The 14,997-nt window shown below is 62.3% G+C and carries 14 protein-coding genes; 1 reads left to right on the top strand and 13 read right to left on the bottom strand.

What is annotated here, in order from left to right:
- Positions 1-5: 5 nt before the first annotated feature.
- The 11 genes from icmH to QCL51_RS13620 all read right to left on the bottom strand — a co-directional run bounded on the left by icmH (position 6) and on the right by QCL51_RS13620 (position 12,641).
- A complete protein-coding gene (icmH, locus tag QCL51_RS13670; protein WP_004576640.1) occupies positions 6-722 on the bottom strand; it encodes a type IVB secretion system protein IcmH/DotU in 717 nt (238 codons plus the stop codon).
- Entirely contained in the window at positions 719-2,062 is a 1,344-nt protein-coding gene (gene tssK / locus QCL51_RS13665) for a type VI secretion system baseplate subunit TssK (protein WP_021785681.1), read from the bottom strand. The genes icmH and tssK overlap by 4 nt, the downstream gene beginning before the upstream one ends.
- On the bottom strand, positions 2,059-2,781 hold the full coding sequence (tssJ, locus tag QCL51_RS13660; RefSeq protein ID WP_323601224.1) for a type VI secretion system lipoprotein TssJ: 723 nt from the start codon (positions 2,779-2,781) through the stop codon (positions 2,059-2,061). Before tssJ ends, tssK begins: the two co-directional genes overlap by 4 nt.
- Before the next feature lie 24 nt (positions 2,782-2,805).
- Positions 2,806-5,403, bottom strand: coding sequence for a type VI secretion system ATPase TssH (gene tssH / locus QCL51_RS13655; protein WP_135192719.1), 2,598 nt, complete (start codon positions 5,401-5,403; stop codon positions 2,806-2,808).
- Entirely contained in the window at positions 5,400-6,470 is a 1,071-nt protein-coding gene (gene tssG, locus QCL51_RS13650; RefSeq protein ID WP_135192718.1) for a type VI secretion system baseplate subunit TssG, read from the bottom strand. Before tssG ends, tssH begins: the two co-directional genes overlap by 4 nt.
- On the bottom strand, positions 6,434-8,254 hold the full coding sequence (gene tssF, locus QCL51_RS13645; RefSeq protein ID WP_319298144.1) for a type VI secretion system baseplate subunit TssF: 1,821 nt from the start codon (positions 8,252-8,254) through the stop codon (positions 6,434-6,436). The genes tssG and tssF overlap by 37 nt, the downstream gene beginning before the upstream one ends.
- Positions 8,254-8,736 (bottom strand): type VI secretion system baseplate subunit TssE, encoded by a 483-nt coding sequence (tssE, locus tag QCL51_RS13640; protein ID WP_003248355.1) that lies wholly within the window; start codon positions 8,734-8,736, stop codon positions 8,254-8,256. The genes tssF and tssE overlap by 1 nt, the downstream gene beginning before the upstream one ends.
- A 26-nt stretch (positions 8,737-8,762) precedes the next feature.
- Entirely contained in the window at positions 8,763-10,265 is a 1,503-nt protein-coding gene (gene tssC, locus QCL51_RS13635) for a type VI secretion system contractile sheath large subunit (protein ID WP_103462541.1), read from the bottom strand.
- 14 nt (positions 10,266-10,279) lie between these two features.
- Positions 10,280-10,819 carry a type VI secretion system contractile sheath small subunit gene (gene tssB, locus QCL51_RS13630; RefSeq protein WP_028697264.1) on the bottom strand — a complete coding sequence of 180 codons (540 nt, stop codon included), beginning with the start codon at positions 10,817-10,819 and terminating at the stop codon, positions 10,280-10,282.
- Between the two features lie 64 nt (positions 10,820-10,883).
- On the bottom strand, positions 10,884-11,633 hold the full coding sequence (locus tag QCL51_RS13625; RefSeq protein ID WP_028697263.1) for a hypothetical protein: 750 nt from the start codon (positions 11,631-11,633) through the stop codon (positions 10,884-10,886).
- Between the two features lie 438 nt (positions 11,634-12,071).
- A complete protein-coding gene (locus tag QCL51_RS13620; protein ID WP_021785689.1) occupies positions 12,072-12,641 on the bottom strand; it encodes a hypothetical protein in 570 nt (189 codons plus the stop codon).
- Positions 12,642-12,780: 139 nt separating this feature from the next.
- Between QCL51_RS13620 and tri1 the strand changes: the two genes are divergently transcribed.
- Positions 12,781-13,881: an ADP-ribosylarginine hydrolase Tri1 gene (gene tri1, locus QCL51_RS13615; protein WP_319298146.1), complete on the top strand. Its 1,101-nt coding sequence runs from the start codon at positions 12,781-12,783 to the stop codon at positions 13,879-13,881.
- Between the two features lie 115 nt (positions 13,882-13,996).
- Here tri1 and QCL51_RS13610 read toward each other — a convergent pair whose 3' ends face one another.
- Both QCL51_RS13610 and QCL51_RS13605 read right to left on the bottom strand, forming a co-directional pair.
- Positions 13,997-14,308: a hypothetical protein gene (locus tag QCL51_RS13610; protein WP_009686747.1), complete on the bottom strand. Its 312-nt coding sequence runs from the start codon at positions 14,306-14,308 to the stop codon at positions 13,997-13,999.
- Between the two features lie 130 nt (positions 14,309-14,438).
- The gene (locus tag QCL51_RS13605) at positions 14,439-14,948 is read right to left on the bottom strand and encodes a hypothetical protein (RefSeq protein WP_021785691.1); all 510 of its coding nucleotides are present in this window, start codon (positions 14,946-14,948) and stop codon (positions 14,439-14,441) included.
- Positions 14,949-14,997: the final 49 nt, after the last annotated feature.

Here is a 14,997-nt window from a genome sequence, read left to right as displayed (position 1 = left end):
TGTGCTCAGGCACTGAACAGCTGGCGGATTTGTTCGGACAGGGCGGCGACGTCCTTGTCCAGCAACCAGTCCAGCGTCAGGTACACGGCGACGCAGACCAACGCGATCAGCGCCAGATACACCCACAGCGGTACTTCATGGCGCAGCATCTGCGACACCTGGTCGGGCAGTGCCCAGTCCGGTGACAGGGCCTTGGGCGCCTTGCGGTAGCGGGCAATATCCTGGCCCAGGGTATTGGCCAGGTAACGCAACTGGTCTTTCTGGCCGAGGCTGAACTTGCCCTCGAAGCCCAGTGCCAGGCACAGGTGGTAGACCTCGAGCACGTCAATGTTCTGCTTGACGTCGGCGCGCAACGCGTCGACCTTTTCGAAGAAGCCTTCGCCGGCCAGGTGCACGCCGAAATAGCGGAACTGCAGCGGCTGCAGTTCAAAGTGCCGACGCAGCGCGTTGTCGTCCGAGCGCAGTACGCTTTCGTCGAGGAAGGCGCACAACGCGTATTGGGTGTCCTTGACCTGCTCGACGCTATAGTTGGCGGCACGGGCATCACGTTCCAGGTTGGCGAAGAAACGTTCGACGCTACCTTCGAAGGCCTGCACCGAAGTGACCTGGCGACCGCGACGTACGATCAACGCCATGCTGATGAAGTCCTGGACCAGGTCCTTGAGCGTCGGTTTGTCGCTGGCGGCCGGGACGGCGCCCTGTTGCAGTACGGCTTCGGTCATTTGAGCACCGCCATCAGTTCAAGCTTGAGGTTGGTAAAGGCGCTGGGCGCATAGAAGCAGATGGCCTGGGCGCTGATCATTCGTTCATACACAGTGCCGTGCGGCTCGATGGCGAAGTACTGGTTGTCCAGGCGCACCGGAATCGCGTTCGGCAGCCGCGCGGCGTGATTGAGGGTGACACCCGGCATGGCGCTGTTGACCACCACTTCAATGTCTTCCGGCGAACCGACCTTGAACGCACGGGGCACCAGCTCCAGCAGGCTGGCGCCAGGCATGTCGGCGTGCACGGCGATATAGAAGTCGGCCTCGGCCAGGCGCGGGTCATGCAGTTGGCCTTGCCAGTGCGATGGCTTGGTCTGGGTAAGGTTGATGACGATGCACTGGTTGGGCACGACGTTGTCGAGCATCACCCGGATCATTTCGTCGAGCTTGACCAGCGACGCGGCCGGGTCGTGGTGGTCGTATTCGGGGAGGTCGCTGAGTTGGGTGTCCAGGGTGAAGGTCAGCAGGCCACCGGCCAGGTCGGCCAGGAACAGGTACAGGCGTTCCGGATGCAGGCGCGGGTGGGCCAGTAGATGAGCCAGTTGCGGGTGGGCACGGTTGACCGTGTTCAGCAGCCAGAACAGGGTGACATCGCTGGAGCCGAACTCGGCGATCTGGTCGGCGCGCTCGCGGCGCCGGCCGGAAAGCGCCTTGCTCTTGGCCTGCAGGGCGCCGAGCAGGCGCTTGCCAATGCCGGCAATGGTCTCGTGGCTGCCCAGGTGCAGGGTGGGGTGGACGAAATGCGGGTCAAGGTTGAAACCGCCCATGCTGTTGCGTGTCAGCTTCGCCAGGGGGCAGTGGCTGTAACCGTCGAGGCTGTCACCGTCGACCAGCAGTACGACGTTCAAGCGCAAGCTGGTGATTTCGTTCTCCAGCTCGCCTTCATTAAGGTCGGGCAGGGTGTCGAACTGCTTGCGAAAGCGCCGAGCAGCCTTGTGTTCGTGGCCATCCTCGACGTAGTTGCGGCCGAATGGCTCGGGCAGCTTGAGCGCAGCATACACCTTCAGGTCGTTGGCCTTGAGCAGGTCCTTGAGGTCGCGCGCGGCCGGCAGCGGATCGTGCTGCGGCGCGTCGTAGAGGCTGCCATCGGGGAACACCAGTTTCAGGCGCTTGAGCTGCAGTGAACCAGTGGCCAGGGCGTCCTCGTCCACCTGCAGCGCCTGAACTCCCCAATGGAAAGGGGTGCTGCGCAGGGTCGCCTCAGCCAACTGGTGCTGATGGAATTCGTCCTGATACTGGAAGTGTTGGGGCAGCAGGAACATGCCTTCCGACCACATCACCCGGCTCTGCTTGCTCATTTGACGCTATCCACTAAAGAATTGAAGGTTGAATCCATGGCGTTGCTGGCCGACTGGCTGGCGGCGTCGGTGGCTTTGTCGACGACCGCGTCCTGCATCTTGTCGGTGAGGGGCGTGTCGGCATCCTTGGCCTTCTGCGCAGCTGCAAGCTGGTCGGCGGTCGGAGGTTTGTTGAGTACGTCCACGCCCCGCATGGCGCTGATTTCGGTGTTGTCCACCAGCACCCGCAGGCCGTCGGAGGAGAACCAGATACCGTCCTTGCGCAGCGAGTTGGCGTCGAAGGCGACTTTCCAACGCGCGTCATGCTCATCGCGGAAGAACGCCGCCACGCCGACGTAGCGCGCGCTCTTGGCCAGCGGCCACTGGTCGATCTGGCCGATGCCAGGCAGCAGGGTAATCTCGCGGGTTTCCACCAGGGTGTTGCCCAGGGCTTTTTGCGGGGCGTCCCACAGGGTCTCGGCATCGGTAGCCGCGAAGCGCTCGAGGTCGGTCAGCTGGTACACGCGCATCACCACCGACAGCGGCCTGCCCTCGGCGTCAGGGTTGAGCTGGTTGCCGCCGTCGGAGGTCAGGATGACCTTTTCGCTGTCGGCCAGCATGTCGGCCGCCCAGCTGTCTTCCATGCGTTTGCCGATACGGTCGGTGACCCCGCAGCCGGCCAGCGCTACCAGCAAGGCGGCTGTGGTCAGGCGTTTGAGGACGATGTGCTTGTGTTGCATGACGGCAAAACCTCCGGGTACTGGTCAGGCCAGGCGATAGGCGAAATCGCCATCGCTGCCCAGCTCGATCGCAAGGTGCTGGATCGGCGCGTCCTGGGCCATACGCTCGAGCACGCGCTGGGCGAGTTCGGGCATCAGGGTCTGGGACAGGATGTTGTCGATGTTGCGTGCGCCGCTGTCGACCTCGGTGCAGCGCGCGGCGATGGCCTTGACCAGTGCCTGGTCATAGCTGAGCTCGGCCTGGTGGTTGCGGGCGAAGCGCTTGGCGATGCGTTCGAGCTTGAGGGCGACGATGCGCTCGAGAATCTGGTCCTGCACCGGGTAGAACGGCACGATGCTCAGGCGACCGAGGAAGGCCGGCTTGAACACGTGGTTGAGCTGGTCGCGCAGGTCCTCGACGATCGCCTCGGGCGTCGGCAGCTCGGTGGCGTTCAGGCAGGTCTGCATGATGCGCTCGGTGCCGGTGTTGGAGGTGAGGATGATCACCGTGTTGCGGAAATTGATCTCGCGGCCCTCGCCATCGTCCAGCACGCCCTTGTCGAACACCTGGAAGAACAGTTCGAGCACGTCGGGGTGGGCTTTTTCCACCTCGTCGAGCAACACCACGCTGTACGGCTTGCGGCGCACCGCCTCGGTCAGTACGCCGCCTTCGCCGTAGCCGACATAGCCGGGTGGCGAGCCCTTGAGGCTCGACACGGTGTGGGCTTCCTGGTACTCGGACATGTTGATGGTGATCAGGTTGCGCTCGCCGCCGTACAAGGTGTCGGCCAGGGCCAGGGCGGTTTCGGTCTTGCCGACGCCGCTGGGGCCGAGCAGCAGGAACACGCCAATTGGTTTGTTCGGGTCTTCCATGCGCGCTCGGGAAATCTTGATGCGCTTGCCGATCTCATGCAGGGCGTGGTCCTGGCCCAGCACGCGTTCACCAAGCAGGGCTGGCAGGCGCTGCACGGTATCGATTTCGTCACGCAGCATCTTGCCCAGCGGGATGCCGGTCCAGCCGCTGATGACCTGGGCGATGGCGCCGCTGTCGACCAGCGCGTGGACCAGTGGCTGGTCGCCTTGCACGCGAGCCAGCTCGGCACGCAGGGCATTGAGCTGCTGGGCGTCGGCATCGTTGGCGGCGTCCAGCGCCTTGAGCTGTTCGACCAGTTCCAGCTCCTGCTGCCACTGGGCATTGAGCTGCTGTTCTTGCTGCTGCTCGGCCTGCAGGGCAGCCTGCAGCGCTTCCAGGCGGCGGGCATGGTCGTGCCCCTTGCCGGCTTCGTGGCCGAGCACGCCGATTTCCGCCTGCAGGTTGTCGATCTGCCGGCGGCAGTCTTCCAGTGCGCCGGGCAGCGAAGATTGCGCCAGGGCAATGCGCGCGCAGGCCGTGTCGAGCACGCTGACCGCCTTGTCGGGCAGCTGGCGGCCGGTGATGTAGCGGTTGGACAGGCGTACCGCCTGAACCAGCGCTTCGTCCATCACCGCCACCTTGTGGTGCTCGCGCATCTTGCCAAGCAGGCCGCGCAGCATGTGAATGGCTTTGTCTTCGTCGGGCTCTTCCACTTTGACCACCTGGAAGCGGCGGGCGAGGGCGGCGTCCTTCTCGAAGTACTTCTTGTATTCGGCCCAGGTAGTGGCAGCGATGGTGCGCAACTCGCCACGGGCCAGGGCCGGTTTGAGCAGGTTGGCGGCGTCGTTCTGCCCGGCCTGGCCGCCGGAGCCGATCAGGGTGTGGGCTTCGTCGATGAACAGGATGATCGGGTGCAGACTGCGCTTGACCTCTTCGATCACAGCCTTGAGGCGGTTCTCGAACTCGCCCTTGACCCCGGCGCCGGCCTGTAACAGGCCCAGGTCGAGGGTGTGCAGGGCAACGTCCTTGAGCACCGCCGGCACGTCACCCTGGGCAATGCGCAGCGCCAGGCCTTCGACCACGGCGGTTTTGCCGACCCCGGCTTCGCCCGTGAGGATCGGATTGTTCTGCCGGCGGCGGGTGAGGATGTCGACCATCTGCCGTACTTCGAACTCACGGCCCAGTACCGGGTCGATGCGGCCCTCGCGAGCGCTTTGGGTAAGGTTGACCGTGTACTGGTCCAGCGCCGGGGTCTTGCCGCTGGCCTTGCCCGACGTGCTCACTGGCGCCGCTGGGCTGGCCAGTGGGCTGGCCTGCCTGGACTCGGCGCTACCTTCCACCAGCGCGGCAAGGTTCAGGCGCAGGTCATCGGTGTTGATTTTTTCCAGCTCCGGCGCCGAGGCGATCACCACGCGACGCAGTTCAGCATCGTCGAGCAGAGCCTGCAGCAGGTGGGCGCTGCGCACCTGGCCTACGCCGTACTCGATCGAGGCCAGTAACCAGGCTTGCTCGATCATGCGGGTGATGTGCGGCGACAGCGCCGGGGTGCGGGTATTACCTTTCTTGAAGGTGCCCAGGGCGGTGACCAGTTGCGCCTGCAGGCGTTCGGCGACGACCTCGTAGTGGCGCAGGATCGGCGCCAGGTCGCTGTCGTTGTTGTCGAGCAGTTGCAGCAGCAGGTGCTCCACTTCCACGTCGTAGTGGTGCTCCGACAGGCACAGGGCCGCCGCGCTTTCGGTGGCCATGCGGCTGGTTTCGTTGAGCTTGGCGAACAGAGACTTCAGGTTCACAAGGCGACCCCATCGTAAGGAATGTGGAAGACGGCGCAACGCGAAGGCTCCGCGTCGCGACCAGGGCGTTTGAGCCAACCCAGCCAGCCCAGGGCGACATTGCCGCTACGGCCCAGTTGGGCACGTGGCACCGCCTCGCGCTTGAGGCGCGGGGCGATTTCGAAGTCCAGGCCGGCACCTATATAGAAGCGCACCAGCTCGACCAGCCGGCGATAGCACTCGGTACCAGGCTGAAAACGCTGGTAATCGGCCAGGTTCAGTGGGCCCAGCTCGATGCGGATGCACGATTGGTAGTCCCAGATCCGCTTGCCAGCAACAGCGCTGTGGCCAAGCTGGGCGTTGCGCCGCCCAAGCTGGGTGCGCTGTTCAGGCGGCAGCTGCAACCAGCGCCCGGCGAACTGCCTGACGTGGATCGGCAGTGAGAAATAGAAGCCGAGCATTCGCTCAAGGTTCAACGCGTTGCGCGGCTTCTGGCTGAGCAGGCCGGCAAAGTAGCTGAACAGCTCACGGCGCAATGCTGACGGCTGTTCTTCAAACTTCAGCTGTTGGGCGCGCGGTCCGAGGCCGACCAGGTTGAGCAGGTAGCCATCGAAGCCCGAGGTGCCATTGCGCTCGTGCTCGATGTGGAATTTGTATTTCTGCCAGGCCTCGTAGAACAGCGTGGTCATGCGGTGCGAGAAGATGTCGAGAAACGCATGGGCGGCATCGTCGCGATACTGCACGTGGCGCTCGAGCAGCAGTTCGGTGTATGGGCGCGGCAGCACGCCCGACGGCCCGACCAGGCCCATGAAGGTGACCTGCACTTCCGACAGCGGCAAGCCGGCCGGCGACACCTTGCCTTCGCGCTCGAAGTGCAGGTCGCTGACCTCGCTGGCCGGGAACGCCAGCGACAGCTGGGTACGAAAACGCAGCGGGTCTTCGTGCGGCCGGGTCGCCAGGTCCATGCGCCCGGTGCGGCTGTAATGCAGGCGGAGCAGGCGCACCAATTGGAAGAATTCGAATCGGTGCGGCTCGGCTCGGGCCTGATCGATCAGACCAGGGGCTGATCGCCGGTGCGTGCTGGCCATTGTACGACTCTCTTTTCTCGTTGTTGGGTGCGCAGGGTCAGTTGGGTGAAGCTGTTCATCGAGCAGTACTGGCCGAAGAAGTGGTCCAGCACCTTGCCGAACAGAAACACGCCACTGCCGATGAACTGGCTTTCATCCAGGGTCAGGGTGATGCCGACGCCGCGCACGAAATTAGGCCGCGGGTGGCCGATGCGCGCGACCACCGGTTCGCTGCTGATCGCCTTGATGCCGTTGATCTGTTTGCGAATGGCGGAGACATTGCGGTAGTTGTACAGCGACAACAGCTCCAGCAGCACTTCGCGGCCTTGGCTCACCAGGGACAGATGGTTCAGCGACAAGTGGGCGATCAACCGCCAGATCAGGCCCTTGCCCAAGGGCACACGCACCGTGGCGGTGGGCTTGCGCAGGCAGCGGATATCCTTGATCACCGAGTTGGCGGGAATGGTGAAATCGCCCCGTTCGCCACCGAACGGCAGCATCAGTGGCACGTCGCGGTTGCTGCAGGTAAGGCCGATGCTCAGGGTGTCGCTGCTGGCATCAATCAGCTCCAGATCGCGGTCGACCACGCGGATGCTCATGGCAGTGGCGTCACCCTGGTTTCGCCGGCGCGCGACCCAGAAACTGCTGTGTGGGTCTTGCTCGCCCCGTGGTTCGAAAAACGGCTGGCAGGTGGCGACCTGGTCGATGCCGCCGAGTTTGCGCACCCGCCGTACCCGGTCGATCGATACCACTTCTGCCGCGTTGTGCAGCCGTGTGTCAGGGGTGACCTGGTATTCGTGCTGGGTGTGGGTCAGCTTGATCGGCTCGGCCTGCTGGCGGAACAGGTTGATGATCGGCGTGCAGTTGAGCTTGAAGTTGTTGCGCCCGATGTTCTGGGTCAGCCGCGCCAGGCGCTCGCTGAGGTCGTAGTCGGAGAAATAGAAGTTGAGCTCTACCTGCTCGATGGCCTTGCCCTGCAGGATGCGGGCAAATCCACTGAGGTCGAAGAACATGAACTTGTCGGGGAAGGTGAAATACTCGTGCAGCAGGCGGTAGCCCAGGAATGAGCGTTCGGAGTAATCCACCAGGCCTTCGTCACGGGCGTAGCCCACGGCTTTCAGGGCGTCGGCCGGCAGTGCCACTTCGCGGCTGCGGCCCTGGTCATCGAAGCATAGCGTGGCCTTGGCCAGGTTGTTGAACAGCAGTTCGTACAGCTGCAGCATCAGGGTCGCTTCGCCGTCGAGGAAGAACCGCAGGCGGTTCATGTCCATCTGCCCGAACAGGGCATCGCCAGTGGCTGCCAGGCGGATGCGCAGACGAGCGACCAGGTCGGCGCTGTGCCCGTTGAATGCCGAGCGTTCCATTTCTGTGAACGAGGCCTGCTGCACGGCAATCGGCCACAGCTCTACCGGGAAGCAGGTGCGGAACTTGCACACCACGCCTTCCACGGGATTGGCATGCATCTCGGTATGGCGCGCCACGCGGTAGGCTTCGGTGACCTTCTCGTGCCTGCCCAGGCTCAGTTCGACAATCGACATCGACGGAGTAGGGCGCAGGTAGTGGGGGTACAGCACCTCGAGGAAGGATTCGACGATTTCCGGAAACTCGTCATCGAGCTTCTTGTGCACCCGCGCAGACAGGAACGAGAACGCCTCGATCAGGCGCTCGGTGTGCGGGTCTTCGCAGTTGTCGCCCTCGATCAGCAACCGCGAAGCGATCTTCGGGTACTGCGCGGCAAACTCCTGGCCGAGAAAGCGCAGGTGCGACAGTTCCTGTTCGTAGTAGGGCAGCAGTTCGTCGAGCATCAGTTGAGGTTCTGCACTTTGTATTCCTGGGTGTTGACCTGCAGCACGGCGTCGAATGACACCTGGCGGCTGATGTCCTGCAGACGCAACACAGCGTCCACGCGGAAGGTCAACATGCGGTGGCCGTTCTGCTGGGCCAACAGCTGAACACGGACCCGGCGAAAGCGCCGGTCTCCGGTGCTGATCGCCCGCTCCAGCTGTTGCTGGATCAGGCGACGATCGTGCGGGTCGAGCACGCTGCGGCTGATGAAGTCCGGCATGCCGTATTCAAGGATGGAACCACCGAGCTGGCTGAAGCCGTCGAGCTCTTCGGCGACCAGGGACTGGCGGGTGTTCACCAGCACTTCGAGGTCGCGGACGATGCTGGCCTTGTACTCGGCCAGCGAGCAGGTGCGCTGCGCTGCGGGCTCGGCCGACTGGTAGGGACGGTCGTCCAGCAGTCGGTCGAGCAGCGAGGGCAGCAGGCGGGCCTGGTTACTCATGTGTCATCCCTGTACACAACGGCCTGTCAGCCGCGCGCGCCCTGTGGCAGCTCGGCAACCAGCCGCAGCGAGGCGGTCAGTTCATCCAGCTGGTAGTGCGGGCGCAGGTAGGTCACGGCCTTGTACACGCCTGGCTTGCCGGGCACTTCGAACACCTCGGCGCGGGCTTCGCGCAGCGGGAACTTGGCCTTGGCCTCCTGGCTGGCGGTGTCGTCGAGCAGCACGTAGCTGGCCAGCCACTGGTTGAGGAAGCGCTCGACATCCATGCGCGAGGCAAAGCTGCCGATCTTGTCGCGCATGATCGCCTTCATGTAGTGGGCGATGCGCGAAGTGGCGAAGATGTATTGCAGCTGGGCCGACAGGCGTGCGTTGGCGTTGGCGATGTCGGTGTTGTACTGCTTCTGTTTCTGCGCCGACTGGGTGCCGAAGAACGCGGCATAGTCGGTGCCCTTGCAGTGCACCAGGGGGATGAAGCCCAGGTCCGACAGCTCTTTTTCGCGGCGGTCGGTGATGGCGATTTCGGTCGGGCACTTGAGGGCGATTTCGCCGTCGTCGGTCTTGAAGGTATGGGTCGGCAGGCCTTCGACCAGGCCGCCACCTTCCACGCCGCGGATGGCCACGCACCAGCCGTAGCGGGCGAAGGCATCGGTGACGCGGGTGCCGAGGGCGTAGGCGGCGTTCATCCACAGGTACTTGTTGTGGTCGCGGCCATCGACGCTTTCGACGAAGTTGAATTCTTCCACCGGGGTGGTATCCGGGCCATACGGCAGGCGACCCAGCACGTGGGGCAGGGTGAGGCCGACGTAGCGCGAGTCTTCCGAGGCGCGGAACGACTTCCACTTGGCATATTCCACAGTGTCGAAGATCTTCGCCAGGTCACGCGGGCCGGACATCTCGGTGAACGAGTCCCAGCCGAACAGCTCGGACGAGGCGGCCGAAATGAACGGGGCGTGCGCCGCCGCGGCGACGTGCGAGATCTCTTCGAGCAGGTACATGTCTTCGGGGTTGCGGTTGAACTCGTAGTCACCGATCAACATGCCGAAAGGTGCACCACCGAAGGTACCGTACTCTTCTTCGTAGACCTTCTTGAACAGCGCGCTCTGGTCGAATTCGCTGGCGGCCTTCAGGTCGCGTACCAGGTCTTTCTTCGAGGCATTGAGCAGATGGATCTTCAGCGTGGTGCTGGTCTCGGTCTGGTCTACCTGGTATTTCAGGCCGCGCCAGGAGGCTTCCAACTGCTGGAACTCGCGGGCGTGCATGATCTCGTTCATCTGCTCGGAGAGCATCGCGTCGATCTCGGCGATGCGCGAATCGAGCACGGCGATCAGGTCCTTGCTCGGGGTCATCTCACCCTCGAGCACCTGGTTCACCAGTTCGCCAATCAGGTCGCGGGTGCGGTTGCGCTCGGTGTCGGAGCGGGCCACGCGGCTTTGCGAAATGATGCTGTCGAGCAGCGAGGGCTGTGGCGCGAAGTTTTCCACTTCGACCAGGTCGCCGGCCTGTTGCGGTACGGTTTGCTTGTCGGTCATGTTCGGGCTCCTGCTCAGGCGCGATCGTCGCTGGACGGGTCTTTCACTTCGGCTTCACGGCCGAATTCCTTGCCCAAGGTCTTGAGCTTTTCGGTGTTCTGCAGCACGTCCATCAGCAGCTCTTCGAGCTTGTCGTTGCCGCCCATCTTGTTGCGCAGGTCGGCCAGTTTGTTGCGCACTTCCAGCAGCTTGCGCAGCGGCTCGACCTGCTTGACCACGTTCTGTGGCTCGAAGTCTTCGAGGCTGTTGAAGTTCAGCTCCACGCCCAGCTGGGTACCGTTCTTGGCCAGGGTGTTGTCGACGCGGTAGGTCAGGCGTGGCTTGATGCCCTTGAGCACGCCATTGAAGTTGTCGCGGTCGATGAATACGAACTTGCGGTCCTTGAGCTTGGGCAGCGGCTCCAGCGGGTTGCCGGAAAAGTCGCCCAGTACGCCGACGACGAAGGGCAGCTCTTTTTTCTCGATGGCATCGCCGATGTCCACGTCGTAGGTGATATGGACCCGAGGCGCGCGAACGCGGTCAAGTTTGTGCTGAGTGCTTTCCTTCTTCGCCATCGTGTTCTCCAGTGCGAGCAATTCGCTGCGAATCATTGCGCGGCCCGGTGCCGGGCGCTGCGCGTTACAGTCCTTCGATCGTCAGCAGCAGGCGCTGACGGATTTCGTCGTTCATTTCCAGAATGTTGTCGCGGCCTACCAGTTCTTCGAAGCTGGTGTTGCCGGCAATCTGCGTGCTGCTGCGGATGACCGAGTCGTCGGGAAGTTCCGAGCGCACCGGCGAGCTGATGACGCAGAACGGCAGGTCGCCAAAGCCCTTCAGGCGCTCGAAGCTCAGGCCGTAGCGCAAGCCCTCGAACAGCCGCCCAAGGCCAGGCGACTTGCTCAGGCAGTAGAACAGCACCAGGTAGTGCACCACGAAGCGGTACAGCTCGGCGCTGCTGCGGTTGGGGTCTTTGATGACATTGCGAAACCGCGCCAGGTCGAAGGCGTGGAAGCCCACCACCCAGCGGGTCGGGCTGGTGATGCGGATGACCTGGCCGCTGTGTTCCAGGGTCTTGTCGTATTCCAGCGGGAACAGTTCGGGGGTGGTGCTGATCAGGTTCAGCGGTACTTCCAGCTCGGTGACCAGCTGGAACGGCGCGGCCGAGCCGATACGTTCGTAGAGTTCGACCAGGGCCTGGAAGTGGCCCTGGGTTTCGCGCCCGCTGCTGCGTTGGGCGCCTTGCAGGTATTCGCCAAACAGGGTTTGCGGACGGATCAGCGGTGCCACGGTGGCAAGGTAATCCGCCGCCTGCGCCTTCAGCGCATCGGAGATCGCCCGCGTCTGGCTACGCAGCTTGATCAGTGCTTCGACATCGAATGTCTGTGTCATCGGTGCATCGTCCATGAGCCTGCTTGATCGTCCTGAAACGCCAATGGCGTGGACCTGAAAATCGCGCCACTCGGCTGCGGCAATTTGAATGCTGGCACATGAATATCGTGTTGCCAGCAATGCCGAGTAGGGCACCTCGCCGGGGAAGAAGTTCCGGTGAGGGGCGCGATTTTTTCCCTGTTTTGTGATGCGGCGCAATGATGGCTTCATGACATTGCGCGCAGGTTTCGAGCACATAAAATGGGGCTTTGACCCGCAAAATCAGGGGGGGAAGGTGTCAAGATCGCGGTAAAAACTGGCGTGAAAAGAATTTTTCAAAAAGTGATCTGGGTCGCATTTTTCAGTGCTACGCCGTTCATGCCTGTCTTTCATCGCAGCGTGTTTTCGTGATGGCAATGCGACGGAATATGCCGCGTCGAAGCGGGTCCGTATGGGTTGCTACAGCGACTTTGCGCCGGCGATGCGACCTTGGATTCCCCACTCCCACAAGCACCCTAGCAATGCATGTAATTCATCGGTGGCCTCGACCAACAGCACGCCGTTTTCATACAGTACGGCATCGCTGAGCGTGCCCATGCCGCGAGGCATCGCGAACAAGCTCAGGCGCACCTGCTCGGTATCGCTGTGCAGCCGTGAACGGTAGCCCAGGAGGGTATTGGCCCAGCTTGCGTAGCCGCCATCGCGCAGCAGCAAGGTTGCTGCTCGTGCCAACACCGCCGAGATCTCCGTCAGGTTGCAAATGCACGGGGCAGCCGTGCCACGCTGGGCGCCGGGTTGCATCATCAGGGCGTGGTCCAGTTCGCGGCGGCGGCATCGAACAACCATGGGCAGCGCTGCCGAAGGTTCCTGTAGCCAGGCCTCGTATCGGGCCTTGTCGATGCGGTAATACTCTTCGTAATCGACCAAGGTATTGCTGACTGGGATGGACAGGTAGCACTGCTGCGAAGCCAGTTCTATCCCGAGGGCAAAGCGGTGCTCGCGGCTTGTGTAGGTGTCATTGAATTTCATGCTGAGAAGCACCTTCGAGGTGGGTTGTTAGCGGCCATCACTTGGGCATGGCTACCTGCCTGGGCATGTCGTTGCCAGTAGCGTGCATGTTCCGCAGAATGCTCGCATGGATGAGCGCGAACCACAGCAAGGAATCAGCATGATCGATCTGAGAAGCCCAGATGCAGTCCTGAGCGAGTACGCCCAGCGTTACGCCGAACTGCAACCCGAATGGTCGCCGCAGTTGCAGCAGCGCATGAGCTACACGCTGGAACCCGGCGCCCCCAGGCTGCCCCGTATCAAGCCCGGCTGGCTGAGCGACAGGCCCTGCACGTTGTCACCGGACCAGGCGCTGGACCGCGCGCAAGGTGCACTGCTGGGGTTGGCGATTGGTGATGCGGTAGGCACGACCCTGGAGTTCCAGCGGCGTGATCAAGGGCATGTCAGCGATATGGTCGGCGGTGGTCCTTTCCGCCTGGCGCCTGGTGAGTGGACCGACGATACCAGCATGGCCCTGTGCCTGGCGGACACCTACGCCAGCCAAGGCAAGTTCGATTTCGCAACCTTCGCCGATGCATTGGTGCGCTGGTACCGGCACGGCGAAAACAGCGTCAATGGCCGCTGCTTCGACATTGGCAATGTCACCCGCCGTGCCCTGGAAGGGTGGGAGACCCAAGGGCTTGGCTGGATGGGCAATATCGAGGCCTCGACCGCAGGCAATGGTTCGTTGATACGCCTCGCGCCTACGGCTATTTTCAGGCGTCATTCGCTCTCGGCAAGCTGGTGGGAGAGCGTCACCCAAAGCAGCGTGACCCATGGCGCCGTCGAGGTTCAGGATTGCTGCAAGCTGTTCGCTGCCCAGTTGCACCTGGCGCTCAATGGCGCAGACAAGGTCGAGGCGTTGGCACCCAAGGTGCGGCCGCTGCAGCCGAGACCCACGATCATCAATGCGGGGGAGTACAAGCACAAATCCCGCGACCACATTCGCTCGTCGGGGTATGTGGTCGATACCTTGGAAGCCGCGCTTTGGGCTGTCTGGAATACCAACAATTTCAGGGATGCGATCCTGCTGGCTGCCAACCTTGCCGATGATGCCGACAGTGTCGCTGCAACGGCAGGGCAGATTGCAGGGGCGCTCTACGGGGTATCGGGCATGCCGTCGGAGTGGGTGGCCAAGGTGGCCTGGTCGCAGCATATTCGTAGGTTGGCGAGCCGGCTGTTCGAGCTGGCGCCGCCGCGCGATGAGCTCGATATCCCGTAGAGCGGATTGCGTGGGCAGGCCGTGTTTCGCTGCAAGGTAAGATCGATTGCCATCTGCACCACATCCCTTGCACGCCGCCCTCGTGATGAAAACCATAAGGGTGCAATGTCAGGTTCTATTCGTGCGTGTTACTTCTGGCTTTAAATTTTTTAAATGAACTCCATTCTTGTCCCTTGATTAACGCCATATAGAATTTGGCAAAAGCCTCGCTAAGCTCATGATCGTCTCGTAGGTTTGTTTCAGGTAGATAGCGATAACAAGGGATGTCTCGCGCCTCTAAAGGTGTGTGGATGTCACCGTTCTCAGATTTCAGCAGAAGGTCGCGAAGTAGGTTGAGCATGGTCATGGCGTCAGGATTCTGATCCTTGAGAATCTCAAGCTTTTCGCGAAGCGCTCTGGCTGTAATTTTCAGTGTGTCTTTGTCCATTTAATGCCTGAGTATGTGTAGACCGGAGGGGCGCCGCTGTACGCCCCGTCTCCAGGTCGCTGCGGCTTATCAACTGTTACCTTTTCGGTTTTCCGCCGTACTCACTTTGAGCCTGGCCAAGGTAGGCAACTTACCGCCCGTCGACCTGGACGCAAACGTCCTTGCCGTCGATAACCTTGCATGGCCAGTTGTCGTTGATGTAGTGATCCGGCTTGAAGCACACCCGGTCATCATTGACCCAGAACAACTGCCAGGCAGAACCCGATATCAGCAGCTTCGAGCAGGGCGTGTAACCCCTGGCCAGCAAAGCCCCCGTAGTCAGAACCATCACCGCAGGTACTACATAGATCAGTGTTTTAATCGATATCCCGAACATCAACGTCTGGAAGCGGTGCAGCCAGGATGCAGGGGGCGGGTCGAATTTCTTGCCGGTCCAGGCGCAGATCGCACTGCCAACGAGCAGGATGGCGAGTGCCGGTGGGGCCATGAGCAGGCCGAACGCGAGGTACGGTGTCTCCACAACCGGGGCGCCACGTAGCAACCTGCCGTACAGCGGGAACAGGTAGTTGGTATAGGCATAAAGCGAGACGGCCCCTACCAGCAGCAATACGATAAACATGCCGACGGCCAGCAGCCTCATCTTGAGGGGGGAAAGCCCGGGTGAAATTTGTGAGGAGCGAGTATTCATT

Origin of the sequence: Pseudomonas sp. LTR0 (genome assembly GCF_036630035.1) — a bacterium.
GTDB classification, from domain to species: Bacteria; Pseudomonadota; Gammaproteobacteria; order Pseudomonadales; family Pseudomonadaceae; genus Aquipseudomonas; species Aquipseudomonas putida_Y.
This window is presented reverse-complemented; position numbering and strand designations above follow the sequence as displayed.

Bases quoted from the DNA above. Each gene is read 5' to 3' on its own strand.
- icmH (WP_004576640.1), bottom strand. From the start codon at position 722: ATGACCGAAGCCGTACTGCAACAGGGCGCCGTCCCGGCCGCCAGCGAC.
- tssK (WP_021785681.1), bottom strand. From the start codon at position 2,062: ATGAGCAAGCAGAGCCGGGTGATGTGGTCGGAAGGCATGTTCCTGCTG.
- tssJ (WP_323601224.1), bottom strand. From the start codon at position 2,781: ATGCAACACAAGCACATCGTCCTCAAACGCCTGACCACAGCCGCCTTG.
- tssG (WP_135192718.1), bottom strand. From the start codon at position 6,470: ATGGCCAGCACGCACCGGCGATCAGCCCCTGGTCTGATCGATCAGGCC.
- tssF (WP_319298144.1), bottom strand. From the start codon at position 8,254: ATGCTCGACGAACTGCTGCCCTACTACGAACAGGAACTGTCGCACCTG.
- tssE (WP_003248355.1), bottom strand. From the start codon at position 8,736: ATGAGTAACCAGGCCCGCCTGCTGCCCTCGCTGCTCGACCGACTGCTG.
- tssC (WP_103462541.1), bottom strand. From the start codon at position 10,265: ATGACCGACAAGCAAACCGTACCGCAACAGGCCGGCGACCTGGTCGAA.
- tssB (WP_028697264.1), bottom strand. From the start codon at position 10,819: ATGGCGAAGAAGGAAAGCACTCAGCACAAACTTGACCGCGTTCGCGCG.
- QCL51_RS13625 (WP_028697263.1), bottom strand. From the start codon at position 11,633: ATGACACAGACATTCGATGTCGAAGCACTGATCAAGCTGCGTAGCCAG.
- QCL51_RS13620 (WP_021785689.1), bottom strand. From the start codon at position 12,641: ATGAAATTCAATGACACCTACACAAGCCGCGAGCACCGCTTTGCCCTC.
- tri1 (WP_319298146.1), top strand. From the start codon at position 12,781: ATGATCGATCTGAGAAGCCCAGATGCAGTCCTGAGCGAGTACGCCCAG.
- QCL51_RS13610 (WP_009686747.1), bottom strand. From the start codon at position 14,308: ATGGACAAAGACACACTGAAAATTACAGCCAGAGCGCTTCGCGAAAAG.
- QCL51_RS13605 (WP_021785691.1), bottom strand. From the start codon at position 14,948: ATGAGGCTGCTGGCCGTCGGCATGTTTATCGTATTGCTGCTGGTAGGG.